Source organism: Rhodanobacter sp. B04 (assembly GCF_002001125.1).
Taxonomy (GTDB): Bacteria; Pseudomonadota; Gammaproteobacteria; order Xanthomonadales; family Rhodanobacteraceae; genus Rhodanobacter.
In genome coordinates, this window is the sequence record NZ_MUNV01000006.1 from 109,996 (window position 1) to 126,258 (window position 16,263).

General features: G+C 67.0%; 15 protein-coding genes. 14 read left to right on the top strand and 1 reads right to left on the bottom strand.

What is annotated here, in order from left to right; all coding sequences use genetic code 11:
* Positions 1 to 274: 274 nt before the first annotated feature.
* The 14 genes from gspE (at position 275) to B0E46_RS03330 (ending at position 15,064) form a co-directional block, all read left to right on the top strand.
* Positions 275 to 1,969, top strand: a complete 1,695-nt coding sequence (gene gspE / locus B0E46_RS03265) for a type II secretion system ATPase GspE (protein ID WP_174567058.1) — start codon at positions 275 to 277, stop codon at positions 1,967 to 1,969.
* Between the two features lies 1 nt (position 1,970).
* Positions 1,971 to 3,188, top strand: coding sequence for a type II secretion system inner membrane protein GspF (gene gspF, locus B0E46_RS03270; protein WP_077554273.1), 1,218 nt, complete (start codon positions 1,971 to 1,973; stop codon positions 3,186 to 3,188).
* 35 nt (positions 3,189 to 3,223) lie between these two features.
* On the top strand, positions 3,224 to 3,649 hold the full coding sequence (gene gspG, locus B0E46_RS03275) for a type II secretion system major pseudopilin GspG (protein ID WP_077554274.1): 426 nt from the start codon (positions 3,224 to 3,226) through the stop codon (positions 3,647 to 3,649).
* Positions 3,650 to 3,652: 3 nt separating this feature from the next.
* Positions 3,653 to 4,111 (top strand): GspH/FimT family pseudopilin, encoded by a 459-nt coding sequence (locus B0E46_RS03280; RefSeq protein WP_077554275.1) that lies wholly within the window; start codon positions 3,653 to 3,655, stop codon positions 4,109 to 4,111.
* The gene (locus B0E46_RS03285; protein WP_077554276.1) at positions 4,108 to 4,542 is read left to right on the top strand and encodes a prepilin-type N-terminal cleavage/methylation domain-containing protein; all 435 of its coding nucleotides are present in this window, start codon (positions 4,108 to 4,110) and stop codon (positions 4,540 to 4,542) included. Before B0E46_RS03280 ends, B0E46_RS03285 begins: the two co-directional genes overlap by 4 nt.
* Positions 4,539 to 5,207: a prepilin-type N-terminal cleavage/methylation domain-containing protein gene (locus B0E46_RS03290; RefSeq protein WP_077554277.1), complete on the top strand. Its 669-nt coding sequence runs from the start codon at positions 4,539 to 4,541 to the stop codon at positions 5,205 to 5,207. Before B0E46_RS03285 ends, B0E46_RS03290 begins: the two co-directional genes overlap by 4 nt.
* Positions 5,204 to 6,082 carry a type II secretion system protein GspK gene (locus B0E46_RS03295; RefSeq protein WP_077554278.1) on the top strand — a complete coding sequence of 293 codons (879 nt, stop codon included), beginning with the start codon at positions 5,204 to 5,206 and terminating at the stop codon, positions 6,080 to 6,082. The genes B0E46_RS03290 and B0E46_RS03295 overlap by 4 nt, the downstream gene beginning before the upstream one ends.
* Positions 6,079 to 7,269 carry a type II secretion system protein GspL gene (locus tag B0E46_RS03300; protein ID WP_077554279.1) on the top strand — a complete coding sequence of 397 codons (1,191 nt, stop codon included), beginning with the start codon at positions 6,079 to 6,081 and terminating at the stop codon, positions 7,267 to 7,269. The genes B0E46_RS03295 and B0E46_RS03300 overlap by 4 nt, the downstream gene beginning before the upstream one ends.
* Positions 7,266 to 7,940 (top strand): type II secretion system protein GspM, encoded by a 675-nt coding sequence (gene gspM / locus B0E46_RS03305; protein WP_077554280.1) that lies wholly within the window; start codon positions 7,266 to 7,268, stop codon positions 7,938 to 7,940. Before B0E46_RS03300 ends, gspM begins: the two co-directional genes overlap by 4 nt.
* On the top strand, positions 7,937 to 8,653 hold the full coding sequence (locus B0E46_RS03310; protein ID WP_077554281.1) for a hypothetical protein: 717 nt from the start codon (positions 7,937 to 7,939) through the stop codon (positions 8,651 to 8,653). The genes gspM and B0E46_RS03310 overlap by 4 nt, the downstream gene beginning before the upstream one ends.
* A gap of 3 nt (positions 8,654 to 8,656) precedes the next feature.
* Positions 8,657 to 11,065 carry a type II secretion system secretin GspD gene (gene gspD, locus B0E46_RS03315; RefSeq protein WP_077554282.1) on the top strand — a complete coding sequence of 803 codons (2,409 nt, stop codon included), beginning with the start codon at positions 8,657 to 8,659 and terminating at the stop codon, positions 11,063 to 11,065.
* A gap of 154 nt (positions 11,066 to 11,219) precedes the next feature.
* Positions 11,220 to 13,745 carry an ATP-dependent helicase HrpB gene (gene hrpB / locus B0E46_RS03320; protein WP_077554283.1) on the top strand — a complete coding sequence of 842 codons (2,526 nt, stop codon included), beginning with the start codon at positions 11,220 to 11,222 and terminating at the stop codon, positions 13,743 to 13,745.
* A gap of 63 nt (positions 13,746 to 13,808) precedes the next feature.
* Entirely contained in the window at positions 13,809 to 14,501 is a 693-nt protein-coding gene (locus tag B0E46_RS03325; protein WP_077554284.1) for a metalloregulator ArsR/SmtB family transcription factor, read from the top strand.
* A 206-nt stretch (positions 14,502 to 14,707) separates the two neighbouring features.
* Positions 14,708 to 15,064, top strand: coding sequence for a DUF1161 domain-containing protein (locus B0E46_RS03330; RefSeq protein WP_077554285.1), 357 nt, complete (start codon positions 14,708 to 14,710; stop codon positions 15,062 to 15,064).
* Between the two features lie 99 nt (positions 15,065 to 15,163).
* Here B0E46_RS03330 and B0E46_RS03335 read toward each other — a convergent pair whose 3' ends face one another.
* Positions 15,164 to 16,102 carry a DUF2167 domain-containing protein gene (locus B0E46_RS03335; protein ID WP_077554286.1) on the bottom strand — a complete coding sequence of 313 codons (939 nt, stop codon included), beginning with the start codon at positions 16,100 to 16,102 and terminating at the stop codon, positions 15,164 to 15,166.
* Positions 16,103 to 16,263 lie beyond the last annotated feature (161 nt).

The following is a 16,263-nucleotide window of genomic DNA, read 5'->3' on the forward strand; positions in this document are numbered from 1 at the left end:
CTGACATGAACTTGCGCAGCCTGTGCGGGTATCGGGAAATTTTCCTAGGCTGCAGGCGTCCATGAACATGCGGGCTGGCCTCACAATAGGCGTTCGTCACGCCGGTGATTTGTGAATGCGAAGTTGTCTGGTGCGGGCGATGCTCGCCTGATGCCAGATGGATGTGTTAACTATGGCGTTTGCCGTTTCGCTGAGGGAGCGTTGACGGTTTCGCGGGTACTGAGCGGGGTGGAGGATGTCGGCAGCCATTGAGCCGGCGGTCAACGGGACGGGCATGGCTGGAGGCGACCGTGAAGCGGAAGTCTGCGCATGGCTGGTTGCGCGTGGTCGTTTGAAAGACAGTGATCTGGGGCGTGCGCGCCGGCTGCACGAGGAGTCGGCCGAAGGCACGCTGACGACCTTGATGGCGCGGCTGGGGCTGGTGTCCGAGCGCGACCTGGCCGAGGCATGGGCGGATCTGCTGCAGATACCGTTGCTGGCCGTGCGCGATGCACCGGAACTGCCGCCAGCGGATCTTGAATTGTCGCTGCGCTTTCTGAAGCAGCAACATGTGGTACCGGTGCTCGACGACAAGGACGGGCTGGCCCTGCTGGTGGCCGATCCGGCCGATCCGTATCCGCTGCAGGCGGTCGAGCTGGCCGCGGGCCGGCCGGTGGCGTTGCGGATCGGCCTGCGCTCGGAAATCGATGGCCTGATCGAGCGTTATTACGGCAGCGGCCGCTCGGCGATGGGCACGATCGTGGAGAACCTCGATGGCAGCGCCGCGGAGGAGGACGATGTCGAGCATCTGCGCGATCTCGCCTCCGAGGCTCCGGTCATCCGGCTGGTGAATCTGATCCTGCAGCGCGCCGTCGAGCAGCGCGCATCGGACGTGCATATCGAACCGTTCGAAAACCGGCTGAAGGTGCGCTACCGCATCGATGGCGTGCTGCACGAGGTGGAGGCGCCGCCATCGTCGTCCACCGCGGCGGTGATCTCGCGCGTTAAGATCATGGCGCGGCTGAACATCGCCGAGCGCCGGCTGCCGCAGGACGGTCGCATCCAGCTGCGCGTGCAGGGCAAGGAGCTCGACCTGCGTGTGTCCACCGTGCCGACCAGCTTCGGCGAGTCGGTGGTGATGCGTATCCTCGATCGCGAATCGGTGGTGTTCGACTTCGCCTCGCTAGGCTTCACCGACAGCTTCCAGCAACGCTTCGTCGACGTACTGCAACGTCCGCATGGCATCCTGCTGGTGACCGGTCCCACGGGTTCCGGCAAGACCACCACGCTGTATACCGCGCTGTCGCAGATCAATACCAACGACGTGAAGATCATCACGGTCGAGGATCCGGTCGAGTACCAGCTCGAAGGCATCAACCAGATCCAGGTGAAACCGCAGATCGGGCTGGATTTCTCCGGCGCGCTGCGCTCGATCATGCGCCAGGATCCGGACGTGATCATGATCGGCGAGATGCGCGACCTGGAAACCTGCCGCATCGCGATCCAGTCCGCGCTCACCGGCCATCTGGTGTTGTCCACCCTGCACACCAACTCGGCCGCCGGCGGCATCACGCGCCTGCTCGACATGGGCGTCGAGGATTACCTGCTCGGCTCCACCATCAACGGCATTCTCGCGCAGCGGCTGGTACGCCGGCTCGATCCGGAAACAGCCATTCCGTACGAAGCGCTGCCCGAGGTGATCGCGCAGTTCGAACTGGAGAAATACACCGACGAACGGCCGATCCGGCTGTGGAAACCGGGCAGCAGTGCGGCCAATCCCACTGGCTATCGCGGTCGCCGCGCAATCATGGAATTCCTGACCATGAGCGACCCGCTGCGCCGGCTGGTGATGCAACGCGCCAACGAGGGCGAGATCGAGAAGCAGGCGCGTGCCGAAGGCATGCGCACGATGTACGAAGACGGCATCGCCAAGGCCGTGGCCGGCATCACCACGCTGGAAGAAGTCCTGCGCGTCACGCAGGAAGGCTGACGTGGCACAGTTCCGATACAAGGCGGTCAGCGATGCCGGTGAGATGCTGCAGGGCCAGATGGAGGCCGCCAGCGTCGAGGACGTGATCAGCCGCCTGCAGGATCAGGGTCACACGCCGCTGGAGGCGCAGCCGGCCGATGGCGCCGGCGGCGGTCGCGGCCTGGCGGCGCTGTTCAAGCGCGGCCCGTTCACCGGCGACGAGCTGGCGCAGTTCACCCATCAGCTGGCGACCCTGCTTGGCGCCGGCCAGCCGCTGGATCGTGCGCTCAGCATCCTGCTCGAGCTGCCCGAGGGCGAGCACGCGAAAAAACTGATCGAGCGCGTGCGCGATCGCGTGCGTGGCGGCAACACCTTGTCCTTTGCGCTGGACGAAGAGCACGGCGTGTTTCCGAAGCTGTACGTCAGCCTGGTGCGCGCCGGCGAGGCGGGCGGCTCGCTGGAGGAGACGCTGCGCCGGCTGGCCGACTATCTGGAGCGTGCGCAGCAGCTGCGCGGCAGCATCGTCAACGCGCTGATCTATCCGGCGTTCCTGATGGTGGGCGTGCTCGGTTCGCTGGTGTTGCTGCTGGCCTATGTGGTGCCGCAGTTCGTGCCGATCTTCGAGGACATGCAGGTGCCGATCCCGTGGATCACCGAGGCCGTGCTGGTACTCGGCAATACCTTGCAGAGCTGGTGGTGGCTGATCCTGCTGGTGGTGGGCGGCGGCCTGTTCGCCTGGCGCGCGCGCCTGCGCGATCCACAGGCGCGGCTGGCCTGGCATACAAAACTGTTGGGCATGCGCCTGGTCGGCCCGCTGCTGCTGAAGGTGGAGACCGCGCGGATCGCCCGCACGCTGGGCACGCTCCTGAAGAACGGTGTGCCGCTGCTGAGTGCGCTGACCATCGCGCGCCAGGTCACCAGCAACCGTGCGCTGGATGCGGCGCTGGATGCGGCGCACGAGCAGGTCAAGGGCGGCGCCGGGCTCAGTCTTGCGCTGGGGCAGTCCAAGCTGTTCCCGCGGCTGGCGATGCAGATGGTGCAGGTCGGCGAGGAAGCGGGCCAACTGGACGCCATGCTGCTGAAAGTGGCCGATACATTTGAACTTGAGTCCAAACGCGCAATCGATCGTTTACTGGCTGCACTGGTGCCGGCGCTGACCATCGTGATGACGGTGATGGTGGCGATCATCATGGCGGCGATCCTGCTGCCGCTGCTCAGCCTGACCAGCAATATCCAGTAGCCCCATTTTTTCTTGGCATCCCTGAGGTAATCCACATGCAGTACAGGCAACCACGACGAATCGGCGCGAGCGCCGGTTTCACCCTGCTCGAAATGCTCGCGGTGATCGTGCTGATCGGCATCATCGGTGCGGTGGTGGTGACCCAGGTCGGCAAGAACGTCGACAAGGGCAAGTACGGCGCCGGCAAGGCGCAGCTGCTGACGCTGAGCCAGAAGATCGAGAACTACGCGCTGGACAACGGCTCGCCGCCGCAGCAGCTGGAGGATCTGGTGGTGAAGCCGGCCAGTGCCACGAACTGGCAGGGCCCGTATGCGAAGGAATCCGACCTCAAGGATCCGTGGGGGCATCCCTTCGGTTACCAGTATCCAGGCCAGCACGGCAATTTCGACCTGATCTTCTACGGTCAGGACGGCAAGCCCGGTGGCGACGGCTACAGCGCCGACGTGGGCAACTGGCAGTAAACCATGCGGGCAGCGCGTGCCAGCGGTTTCACCCTGTTCGAGATGCTGGCCGTGATCCTGCTGGTCGGCATTGCGGCAGCGGCGGTATCGATCGCGGTGACGCAAGGCCTGGCCAGCGCACGCGTGCGCGCGGCCAGCAGCGAACTGGCCGACGCGTTGCGCGCCACCCGCGCGCAGGCGATCGTGCGCGGCGAGGAACTGACTTTCGACGTGGATACCCGCGCGGACACCTATCGCAATGTGAAGCAGCAGGACGTGCGGCTGCCGAAAGGTTTGCGCATCAGCATCACCAGCGCGAAGGAGGACCAGCCCAACGACCATACCGGGCGCATCCGCTTCTTTCCCGATGGCAGCTCCACCGGCGGCCGCATCACCCTGCAGAGCGGCAAGCGGCAGTGGCATGTCAACGTGTCCTGGCTGACCGGTGAAGTGCGCGTGGTCGACACGGTGGCGGCGCGATGATCGCCTCGCGCCAGCAGTCGCAGCAGGGCTTCAGCCTGCTCGAGGTGATCGCCGCGATCATGCTGCTGGCGATCGCATTCACGGCGCTGATGAAAGTGGCCGGCGCCTCGATCAGCCTGAGCCAGAACGCGGCGGAACACAGCGAGGCCGCGATGTGGGCGCGCAGCCTGCTGGACACGGCTTTCGTGGGTGAGCCGTTGCAGGCGGGCAGCCGCTCGGGCCGGTTCGATCACAAGTACCGCTGGCAGCTCGACGTGTCGCCGTGGAATGGGGCCGGTGCCGCTCCGCCCGCGGCGCCGCTGCATCTGTACCAGCTGGATCTCAACGTGCTGTGGGGGCCGCCGGCGCACCCGCGATCGGCGCATTTCCGCACCTTGCGCCTGACCGGTCCGCAGGTCGATGGTGCCGGCAACATGCAGGCGCCCCGATGAAGCGCGCCGCCGGGTTCACCTTGCTGGAAGTGCTCGCTGCGCTGGTGTTGCTGGCCTTGTTGCTGGTCGGTGTCTACTCGGGCGTGCGCACTGCCACCCACAGCGTGAGCTCCGGTAGCGCTGCGATCGAGCGCATCGATCAGGTACGTTCGGCCGAGGAATTCCTGCGGCGTGAACTGGCGCAGAGCCTGCTTCAGCCGATCAGTCACAACAGTCACGCCGAGGCGATCTATTTCGATGGCACGGCACGCGAGATGCGTTATGTCGCACCGCTGCCCGGCTATCTCGGCAAGCTCGGTCCGCAGCTGCAGCGACTGCAACTGGTCGATGATGGCAAGGGCGGCATGCGGCTGGAGCTCAGCCTGGCCATCCTGCCGCCGGACGGCCAGCCAGCCAGGCCGCTGGGCGATCCGCAGGTTTTGCTCGACCATATCAAGGGCGGCAGCTTCAGCTATCGCGGCGTCGATGCGGAGGGCAACGCCGTGCCGTGGTCCGGCACCTGGCCCGATGGCCGACTGCTGCCGCAGCTGGTTCGGGTCGAATTGCGCCTGGTGGGCAACCAGGGCTGGCCGCGGCTGGACGTGCCGTTGCGTACAAATCCGCTGAACAACAACCCGCAGTCCGGGCTGCCGCGGGCTGGCCTGGGCAACGGAGGCAGGCAATGAGCGGGTGGCCGTCGCTGGCGCAGCGTGCGCATCAGCGCGGGGTCGCCCTGCTGCTGGTGCTGTGGGCGTGCACCCTGCTGGCGATCCTGCTGGGCGGTTATGCCGCGCTGGCGCGCACCGAAGGTTTGCAGGCGCGCTATCAGTTCGCCGAGACGCAGGCGCATTACGCCGCCGAGGCGGGTCTGATGCGCGCGGTCTATGGGCTGCAGAATCCGGATCAGAAGCAGCGCTGGATCGGCGACGGGCGCATCTATCCGTTCCATTACGACAACGCCACCATCATGGTCTCGGCGGTCGATGAAGGCGGCAAGGTGGATATCAACAGTGCCACGCCGGAGGTGCTGCAGGCGCTGTTCCAGGTCGCCGGCATGGCCCCGGCGCAGGCCAAGGCGCTGAGCGACAACGTGGTCGACTGGCGCAATCCGGTGGGTATCGACACCGCAGCGGCAGCGCAGCGCGCGGCTTATGCGACGGCAGGTCGCGACTACGGCCCGCGCCACGCGCCGTTCGTCAGCATCGAGGAATTGCAGATGGTGCTGGGCATGACACCGGCGATCTACCGCACGATCGCCCCGGTGATCACGATCTGGTCGCACAGCGCGATTCCGGACGCCAACACCGCGCCACCGCTGGCGCTGGCGGCGATTCCCGGGATGACGCCCGAGCAGCAGAGTGTGATCCAGGCCAATCGGCTGCGGAACGCGAATGATCCGAGTCTGGTTCTTAACAACGGAACCACGCATAGTATCCGGTCGGAGGCCACGCTGGCCGACGGCACGCGCGCGATATTGCGCGCCACGATTCGCTTGCAGATGGGGCAGGCTGGTGCGCAACCGTATTCGGTGCTGCGCTGGCAGGAGGGGAGTGCGGAATGAGCAGTACGGCAACGCAGTCACTGCGGCCGCTGATGGATCGTTTGCGCCGCGCTTGGCGCACGTCGCCGTTGCCGGTGTTTTTCGGTTGGTGGGGCAATGAACTGCGCGGGCTGCTGCCGCCGCGCTGGCGCAACTGGTTGCGCAGCGGTGCGGACTGGCATCTGCTGCAGCACACGGGCGGGCAATGGACGCTGCATCGTGCCGGTCGCGGCGAAGTACTGGTCCGCTGGGACGACGGCGCCGAGGCGTCCGCCATCGACGCCGATGCCGGGCAGGCTGCGTTGAACGCCGTGCTGCGCAAGATCGATCGCGAGGATCTGCGGCTCGCGTTGCTGTTGCCGTCGGCGGTGGTGCTGCGGCGCACGCTGTCGCTGCCGTTGGCCGCTCGCGACAACCTGCAGCAGGTCGTTGCGTTCGAGATGGATCGGCAGACCCCGTTCAGCGTCGCGCAGGTGTATTACGCGGTGCGCGAGCTGACGACGCCGGCCGCCGCCGGGCGCTTCCACGCGGAACTGGTTGCGGTCACCCGCGATACGCTCGATCCCCTGCTGCTGCATCTGCGTGGCCTGGGCGTGTCGATTGACGCGGTGGATCTGGCGGCAGGCAACGACCGCCTGGGCGTCAATCTGCTGCCGTCGGAACAGACCCCGCGCCATGTGCGGCCACGGCGGCGCCTGAACCTGGCATTGGCTGCGGCCTGCGTGCTGTTGCTGGCCCTGCTGCTGGGCCAGTGGCTGCACAACCGGCAGGCGGTGCTGGCGCAGATGCAGGCCGAAGTCGACGACATGCGCGGCGAGGCACAGCAGGTGGCGTCGCTGCGCCAGCAGCTGCAGGACAACGTCGGCGCCGCGGGTTTTCTGGTGCAACGCAAGAAAAACACCGTGGCGATGCTGAGCCTGCTGCAGGACGCCACGACGCGTCTGCCGGACAGCGCATGGCTGGAGCGTTTCAGTGTCGACAACACGGGGCAGATCGGCATGCAGGGGCAGAGCCAGCAGGCCGCGAAGCTGCTCGATGTCTTGAAGGATTCCACGTTGATCACGCAGGCCAGCTTCCAGGGCAGCATCCAGCCCGATCCAACCACCGGCAAGGAGCGCTTCTACCTGACGGCGCAATTGCATCAGCCCGTGGCATCGAAGGCGAAGCCGGCGGTTGCGGCTTCGGCGGGCAACGGGGATACGCCATGAAGATGACCGCGCTCAATCCGCGCGACAGCCGCATCGCGGCCATCCTGCTGCTGTTGCTGGCGGTGGTGCTGGGTTATTTCGTGTTGCTGCACTGGTGGTTCGTCGCGCCGCTTCGGCAGATCAACGGCGAGATGGCCGACCTGCGCGACACGCATGGCCGTTACGCGGCGGCGATCGCCGAAAAGCCGGCACTGCAGCAGCGGCTTGCCACGCTTGGCGCCGGACAGGCGGCCAGCAGCGCCTTTCTGGCCAACGACGATCCGAATACCGCGGCCGCGGATCTGATGCAGCGTGTGGTCGACGTGGTCGGCAGCAATGCCAGCGGCGGCAACTGCCAGGTAAGCCAGAAGATGCCGCTGTCCAATCCGCCGGCGACGCCGGGCGAGCCCTACCGCAAGGTGGCGGTGAGCATCAATCTGAGCTGCGACATGGAATCGCTGGCCAGCGTGCTGCATGCGCTGGAGCAGGGTACGCCATACGTGTTCGTCGACGATCTCAGCATCTACCGCAATCCGGTGGCGGCGCAGCAGAACCGCGCCGCGCCGCTGGAGGTGCAGTTCACGCTGTCCGGCTACCTGCGTCCATCGCACGGCAGTTCGGCAGCGCCACCGCCGCCGGCACCGGGCGTACCGGCCGGCATGCAGCAGCTCGGTCAGGGGGCTGCGCCATGAACGCCGCCCATCAACGCAGTCTCACACCGGTACTTGCCGTGGCCGCCGTGGTGCTGGGCGCGCTGTGGCTGCTCCTGCTCGGTGGCGTCGGCAGCAAGGTGGACTGGGGTGCCGCGCGCACCCTGGCGGCATTGCCGCCGGCGACGGGCCCGGCAAGCCTGCCGACACCGCTGCCGCTGGAGCAGTTTGCGGTGGTCTGGCAGAAGCCGCTGTTCAGCCCCGATCGCAAGCCGGTGCCACGCATGGCCAATGACGGCGCCGGCCTCGGCGATCTGGAGTTGACCGGCATCATCCTGACCTCCGATCTGCGCATGGCCTTGTTGCGCGACAAGAACGGCGACCACCGCGAGGTGCGCCTGCGCGAGGGCACGTCGTTGCCGGATGGCAGCGTGACCCTGCTGGAGGTTCATCCACGCTCGGCGTTGTTCAACACCTCCTCCGGCCAGGTCGAACTGAAGCTGCCGGCCGGTGCGCCTTTCGATGGTCAGAAGACCGATGGGCCGGCCGCTGCGCCCGCCCAGGAGGCCCCAGGCGCCGCGATGATGAGCATCGTGCCACCGGGTAGTCAGGCCGGCCCTTCCGGCCATGCCCGGACCCCGCAGATCAAGTCACCGCAAGATCAGGCAAAGTCGCAGTTCCTTGACCGGCTCAGGGAAAATGTCCAGAAACGTCGGGCCGCCAGCGCTGCCGCGGCCAACGAAGGAGTACGTTGATTCATGTTCCGCACGCTCACTCAGCAAATCCTGCGCTCCGGCATCATTGCCGCTGCCGTCTGTGTGGCCGGTTGTGCCGGCCTGGCCCAGCAGCCACCGCATGACGATGGTGCGTTGCAGCGCGAGGCGATGGCCGGGACACAGAAGCCGGCGCCGGCGCCGTTGCCGTTGAACAACAGCACCGAGGCCGGCAGCACCGCGATCGCGCAGCCGGAGATCAGCCAGGGCAGCGGCCAGTTCATCCGGCCCACCGCCTTGAGTCAACCGCGTCCGGCGGCCAGTGGCGGCGGGTCGGTGACGTTCAATTTCGAGAATCAGCCGGTGCAGGCGGTAGTCAAGGCGATCCTCGGCGATCTGCTCAAGCAGAACTACACGATCGTGCCGGGCGTGCAGGGCAATATCTCGTTTTCCACTTCCGAGCCGGTGGATGCGGATCAGGCACTGCCGATCCTGGAAACCCTGCTGTCGTGGACTCACAACGCGCTGGTCAAGCGCAGCGGCGGGTATGTGGTGCTGCCGGAGAAAGAGGCCGTCGCCGGCAACATGGTGCCCAGCCTCGGTGCCAATGCACCCAGCGGCGGCCTGCAATCGCGGCTGTTTCCGCTGCATTACATCTCGGCCACCGAGATGCAGAAGCTGATCAAACCGTTCGCGCGAGCGGAGTCCATCCTGCTGGTGGATCCGGCACGCAACCTGCTGGTGATGTCCGGTACCCCGGACGAGCTGGCCAACTACCAGAGCATGGTGCGCACCTTCGACGTCGACTGGCTGCGTGGCATGTCGGTGGGCGTGTTCAACCTGCAATATGCGAATGTCGGCGAGCTGATGCCGAAGCTGGACGACATGTTCGGCGAGCACGGCAACACGCCGCTGGCCGGCATGCTGCGTTTCATCCCGATCGAGCGCACCAATGCGCTGGTGGTGATCAGTACCCAGCCGGAATACCTGCACGAAGTCGGCGACTGGATCACCCGCATCGATCGCGGCGGCGGCAACGAGCCGCAGCTGTTCGTCTACGACGTGCGCAACATCAAGGCGTCGGACCTGGCCAAGTATCTGGCACAGATCTACACCAACGGTGCCGGCGGCAACGGCAGCAGCACCGACAACGGTGGCAAGGTGGGGCCTGGCCTCAGCGGCGGCACGCTGGGCAGCGCCGACAACGCCAATGGCTCCACCAGCATGGGCAGCACGGCCGGCAGCTTCGGCAGTTCGGCTGGCGCGACGGGCTCAACCGGCCTGGCCGGTTCGACCGGTTCCAGCGGCTTCGGTGGGCTCGGCGGCACGGGCGGTACTTCCGGCATCGGCAGCAACAGTGGTCTCGCGGGCAGCACGACAGGCACGCGCATCAACAGCGGCGGGGCCAGCGGTGGCACGGGCGGCGGGAGCGGAAGTGGCAGCGGCGGATCGGGCGACCAGCAATACAGTTCCAGTGACGGCAGCGTGCGCATCAGCTCGGTCGACAGCAGCAACCAGCTGATGGTGCGCGCACGACCCACGCAGTGGGAGGAGATCAAGACGGCGATCGCCAAGCTGGACAACGTGCCGCTGCAGGTGCAGATCGAGACGCGCATCATGGAGGTGACGCTCACCGGCGACTTCCAGTTCGGCGTGCAGTGGTATCTGGAAGGCTTGACCGGCAGCACCACCAACAGCGACGGCACCGTCACCCCCGGCCAGCCGTATCGCCATCGGCAGGTCGCGCTGGGTTCGGGCGGCAACACCTACAACACCGGCGATGCGCTGTTCTACTCCTTCATCAACAGCAAGATGCAGGTGGCGCTCAGCGCGATGGAGACCAACGGCAACACCAAGACGCTGTCGGCGCCATCGATGGTCGTGCTCAACAACCAGCTGGCGCACATCCAGGTCGGCAACCAGATCCCGGTCAACCAGACCTCGATCATCGGTCTCGGCACGGGTAGCACGACGGACGCCACGGCCAGCAATGTCACCTATCTGCCGACGGGTGTGATTCTCGATGTGCAGCCGCGCGTGAATCCGGGCGGCCTGGTCTACCTCAACGTGCACCAGCAGGTCAGCTCGACGCTGGGCACGGCCAACGCGCAGGGCAACTTCACCATCGCGCAGCGCGACGTGGCCACCCAGGTCGCGGTGCAGAGCGGGCAGACCGTGCTGCTTGGCGGCCTGATCCAGCAGGACGAGTCCAGCACCGACACCGGCATCCCCGGGCTCAACCGCATCCCGTGGCTGGGCCGGTTGTTCGGCACCACCACCCGCAACCGCGATCGTACCGAGCTGATCGTGCTGATCACGCCACGGGTGATCCGCGGCGCCGAGGACGCGCGCCAGATCACCGAGGACTACCAGAGCAAGTTCGAGTCGCTGGCGCCGCTGCGCGAGGCCAAGCCTGCAGCGTCGACGGTGTCGCTGCCGAAGCCTGCGCACTAAGAATGATCTGAATAAGCCTTTGCCGTCATCCCGGCTCTGGCCCCTGTTCGGGGTTCGCTGGGATGGCGACGTATTCTGGCCGTCTCTGATCCAGGTCAGGCGCACCGCGACTTGCCGGGCTGCGGTGCCACGGTAGCCGTTATCATCCGCGCGGATGAATGCATCCACGCGCACCTTCCCCATCACTCCGCTGCTGCCGGAGCTTCGCGCCGCACTGGATGCGCATGCGCGGCTGGTGCTGGAGGCGCCGCCGGGCGCCGGCAAGACCACCCAGGTGCCGCTGGCCCTGCTCGATGCGACCTGGCTGGCAGGACAGAAGATCGTGATGCTGGAGCCGCGCCGGATCGCGGCGCGCGCCGCCGCACAGTTCATGGCGCAGCAGCTCGGCGAGCAGGTGGGTCAGACCGTCGGCTATCGCATCCGCTTCGAGTCGAAGGTGGGTGCGGCCACGCGGATCGAGGTGGTCACCGAAGGCATCCTGACCCGGTTGATCCAGCGCGATCCCGAACTGAACGGGATCGGCGCGATCGTGTTCGACGAATTCCACGAGCGCCATCTTGCCGGTGACCTGGGTGCCGCGCTGGCGCTGGACGTGCAGGCCACCCTGCGGCCGGAATTGCGCCTGCTGGTGATGTCGGCGACGCTCGATGGCGAACGCATCGCGGCATGGCTGCAGGCGCCACGCTTGACCAGCCCCGGCCGCAGCTTTCCGGTGCGCATCGAGCATCCGCCGGCACGCACGCAGGAGAGCGTCGAGCATCATCTGGCACGGGTGGCACGACAGGCGCTGCAGGAAAACGAGGGCGACGTGCTGGCATTCCTGCCTGGCCGACGCGAGATCGCGCGGGCCCAGATGCTGCTCGCGGAAACCGTTGCCCATGTCCAGTCGGTGGACGTGGTCGCGCTGCATGGCGAACTCTCGCTGGCGGAGCAGCAGGCCGCGTTGGATCCGGCGATGCCGGGTACGCGCCGGATCGTGCTGGCGACCAATGTCGCCGAGTCCAGCATCACCTTGCCGGGTATCCGTGCGGTGATCGACGCCGGCCTGGCGCGCGAGCCGCGGTTCGATCCGAACTCCGGCTTCACCCGGCTGGAGACGGTCACCATTTCGCAGGCCTCGGCCGACCAGCGCGCCGGTCGTGCCGGCCGCGTGGCGGCGGGTACGGCGTATCGGCTGTGGCCGCAGAGCAGGCGGCTGGAGCCGGCGCGCGGCGCCGAAATCGCCCAGGCCGAACTGTCCGCGCTGGCGCTGGAGCTGGCGGCCTGGGGCATCGCCGCGGGCAGCAGCGCGGATTTGCCGTGGCTCGATCCGCCGCCGGCTGGCGCACTGGCGCAGGCACGTGAATTGCTGACGAGTCTCGCCGCGCTGAGTGCGGATGGGCGCATCACTACGCTGGGCCGGCAAATGCTCGAACTCGGCGCCACGCCGCGCCTCGCCGCCGCCGCGCTGCGCGCCCCGGTCGAATGGCGCGCGCTGATCGCGGATTTGCTGGCCCTGATGGAGGCCCGTTCGCCGCTGCGCGGCATGCACGCGCGCAGCGATGACTTCCGCGTGCGGGTGGCGGCCCTGCATGCATGGCGCGATCGCCGCGGCACGGCGCCAGGTGGCGATGTCGACCGTGGCGCGCTGGCTGCGATCGAGCAGGCCAGCAAGGGCTGGCGCCGGCGCCTGGATGTCCGTACCGCCGCCAGCGGCATGCCGGACAGCCACGTCGTCGGCGATCTGCTGTTGCATGCGTTTCCCGATCGCATCGCGCGGCGCGACGACAACAACCCGTCGCGCTACGCGCTGGCGAACGGCCGCGGCGCACGCCTGCACGAAAACACCGCCCTGCTCGGTGAGCCGTGGCTGGTCGCGCTGAATCTGCGCTTCGAGGCGCGCGACAGCCTGATCCTCGCCGCCGCACCGCTCGACCCGCGCGTGTTGGAGCGCGATTGCGCGACGCAGTTCGCGCGTGAACGCACGCTGCGCTGGAACGACGAACGTGCCGCGGCCGAAGCATTCGACGAGCGCCGTTTCGGCGCCATCGTGCTGGAGCGCCGCAGCGTGCCGGTGCGTCCGGAAGATGCGTTGCCGGCGATGCTGGCCGCGGTGCGCACCAAGGGCCTTGGCGTGCTGCCATGGAGCGCGCATGCGCAACGTCTGCGCGCGCGCATGCAGGCCCTGCGAGCGTGGATGCCGGAACTCGGCCTGCCGGATATCTCGGAGGCAGCGCTGCTCGCATCGCTGGATGATTGGCTGGCGCCGTACCTCGGCGGCAAGCACCGGCTCGACGCGCTCGGTGCGGAGGAGCTGTCGCAGGCGCTGGCAACGCTGTTCGACTACGAGCAGCGCCGCCTGCTCGATGCGCAGGCGCCGGAAAGCCTCACCGTGCCGAGCGGCCAGCAGCGCCGGCTCGAATACGCCGAGGGCGAGCCGCCGGTGCTGGCGGTGAAGCTGCAGGAACTGTTCGGTCTCGCCGACACGCCGCGCATCGGTGGCGGGCGCATCCCGGTCACCTTGCACCTGCTGTCGCCGGCCGGCCGGCCGATCCAGGTCACGCAGGACCTGAAGGGCTTCTGGGAGCGCACCTATCCGCAGGTGCGCAAAGAGCTGAAGGGGCGCTATCCGCGCCATCCGTGGCCGGACGATCCGTGGACGGCCACGCCGACGCACCGGGCGAAGCCGCGCGGCAGCTGAGCGAACGCGACACTTCGGCCTGCGTCGAAAGCTTGCACGCGCGGGCCGGCTAGACTTGGTCGCATGAATGATGCCGCGCCGCTCAATCGTTATCAGCTGGCCGAACTCGGCAGCCTGCTGGCCGAGCCGGCACGGGCGGCGATGCTGCTGGTGCTGATGGACGGCAGCGCACGCCCGGCCGGCGAGCTGGCGCAGGCGGCGGGCGTGGGTGCGGCGACCGCCAGCGCGCACCTGAAGCGGTTGCTGGATGGCGGCTTGCTCGGCGTGCATGCGCAGGGCCGCCATCGTTATTACCGGCTGGCCGACGACGACGTGGCCGCATGGCTGGAGACGATGGCGTTGCCGCGGGCAGCGCGTCCGCTGCGGATAGCGGCGACGGATCCGGCGTTGTGCCGCGCGCGCACTTGTTACCGGCATCTGGCCGGGGAGTTGGGGGTGGCGTTGTGCGCGGCGTGGCTGGAAAGCGGCTGGCTGCAATCGAGAGGCGATGGTCTGCGCCTGCAACCGCTGGCGGTGGATGCCCTGCGGCAGGCAGGCTGGCCGTTGCCGGTGACGGAACGCCTGCTGCGTCTGCGCGGCCGTGCCTGCCTGGACTGGACCGAGCGGCGCCTGCATGTGGGTGGCCCGCTCGGCGTGGCGCTCACCGACGCCATGCTGGATGCCGATTGGTTGCGCCGCAGCCGCGACAGCCGTGCACTGCTGCCCAGCATGGCGGGCCTGCACCAGTTGACGGAACTGGGGGTATGCCTGAAGTGAAAGCTTGCAGGTTGCCGGCATATCCTCCGAAACAGCGTCATCGCGATACCGGCGCGGGAGCAGGTGCAAGGCGTGGATCTTCCCGCGGGACCGCTTTGATGACAGCATGGGCGGGCGATCCGGAGCCTGCCGTCGGAGCCATCCGTGCATGCGATGGGTCGCGATCATGATGATGTCTGGAAACTCGGCCACGGAGGAGAAAGTCCATGAACAAGCGTCTGGGAATTGCCGCGATCTTGCTGCTTGCCTTGCCGATGATGGCGCACGCGTCGTGCGACGACGTGAAGTCCAGCATCGATGCGAAGATCAAGGCCAATGGCGTATCGGGTTACACGCTCGACGTCGTGCCGGCCGACCAGGCGGATGCCGGCGGCAAGGTGGTCGGCCAGTGTGCGGGCAACATGAAGATCGTCTACACCCGCGGTGGTGCGGCGAAATCTGGCGACGCACCGGCCGCTGGCGACGCAGCTGCCATGCCCAAGCATCACCATGCCGCGAAGAAGGCAGCCGATGATGCAGTCAAAAGTGATGCACCGGCGCAGGCGGCATCCAGCGGCGGTTGATGGTTGCGTCGAGCTGGCCGAAACGGGGCGCTTGGCGCGCCCCGTTTCAGGTCAGCCAGGCAGCAGTAGCAGTACCAGGTGTGTCCGGGCGATCTTCACTCAGCGCGCCTTGTTGCGGTTGAACAGCTTGCGGAACAATCCGGCCACCGCGGCGATGCCGATGATGATGAACTTCTTGAGCGCCAGCAGCAGCACGCCCAGCTTGGCGAACAGGCCGGCCTTGGCGGCAATGCCGCCGGCCACCAGGGCGGCAATGCCATAGGTGGCGAGCTTGTCGGTTCCGCTGTTGTAGTCGGCATAGCGTTCGCCGGCGTCGAAATCGGTCATGTCCAGGACCTGCGGCATGTCGGCGCGCACCTTGCCGAGTTCATGGATCGGTGCGACCGCATTGAGCGACAGATAGCCACGGCGGCCGAGTACGCGGATGTCGTAGTTCAGCGACTGACCCTCGTCGGTGCCGTCCGCTTTCTTGAACCGCAGGTTGCGTGCCCAGTACAGCTTGTGCGAGGCCTCGTCGTAATGCGGCGGCTCGGCCCAGCCGAGCAGATCGATCGCGGGATAGCCCTGCTTGAGCCGTTCCGGATTCGACTCCTCGGTGCCTTTCTGCATCTTCTGCAGCAGCTCGGCGTAATCGATCTTCGCTGCATCGGCGTCGGACACGTAGCCATCGGCGACATAGGTCACCACCACGGCCCAGTTGTCGCTGTCCAGCAGGACATGCGGGTCGGTGCTGGGCAGGATCATGCCCAGCACTTCGCTGTCCGGTGGATTTCCCCAGAGCTGCGTGAGTACGCGCTGGGCGTCTTCGGCCGGCAGAAAGCTGTAGCCCGGGGCAAGCAGCAGCGAGGCCTTGGCGCTTGCAATGGGTATGTTGCCGGTGCGGAGGTGCAGCGAGCCGAGAAAATCCTCGAGCTTGGCGGAATGTGTGCCGGCGCTTGGCGAGCTGTCTCCCGTTTCGGCATGTGCCGGGGAGGCGGGTGTGGCGAAAGCGACGGCAGCCAGCAGCGCGAGCGCCGGCAGCAGGGTTCTGCGTGTCATGAAGTGTCCTTGAAATCATCCGTTGATCGGCGGCAAATCAATATGCCGCGGCAGGTCACTCCCCCATGGCGTGCCCGCCATGCTTTGTAGCAGTCCGGTGGGATTCGATGCCAGTCCTTGTGCAAGGATTGCCTGAATCCGGAATGCTCGGCCCGAAGCGA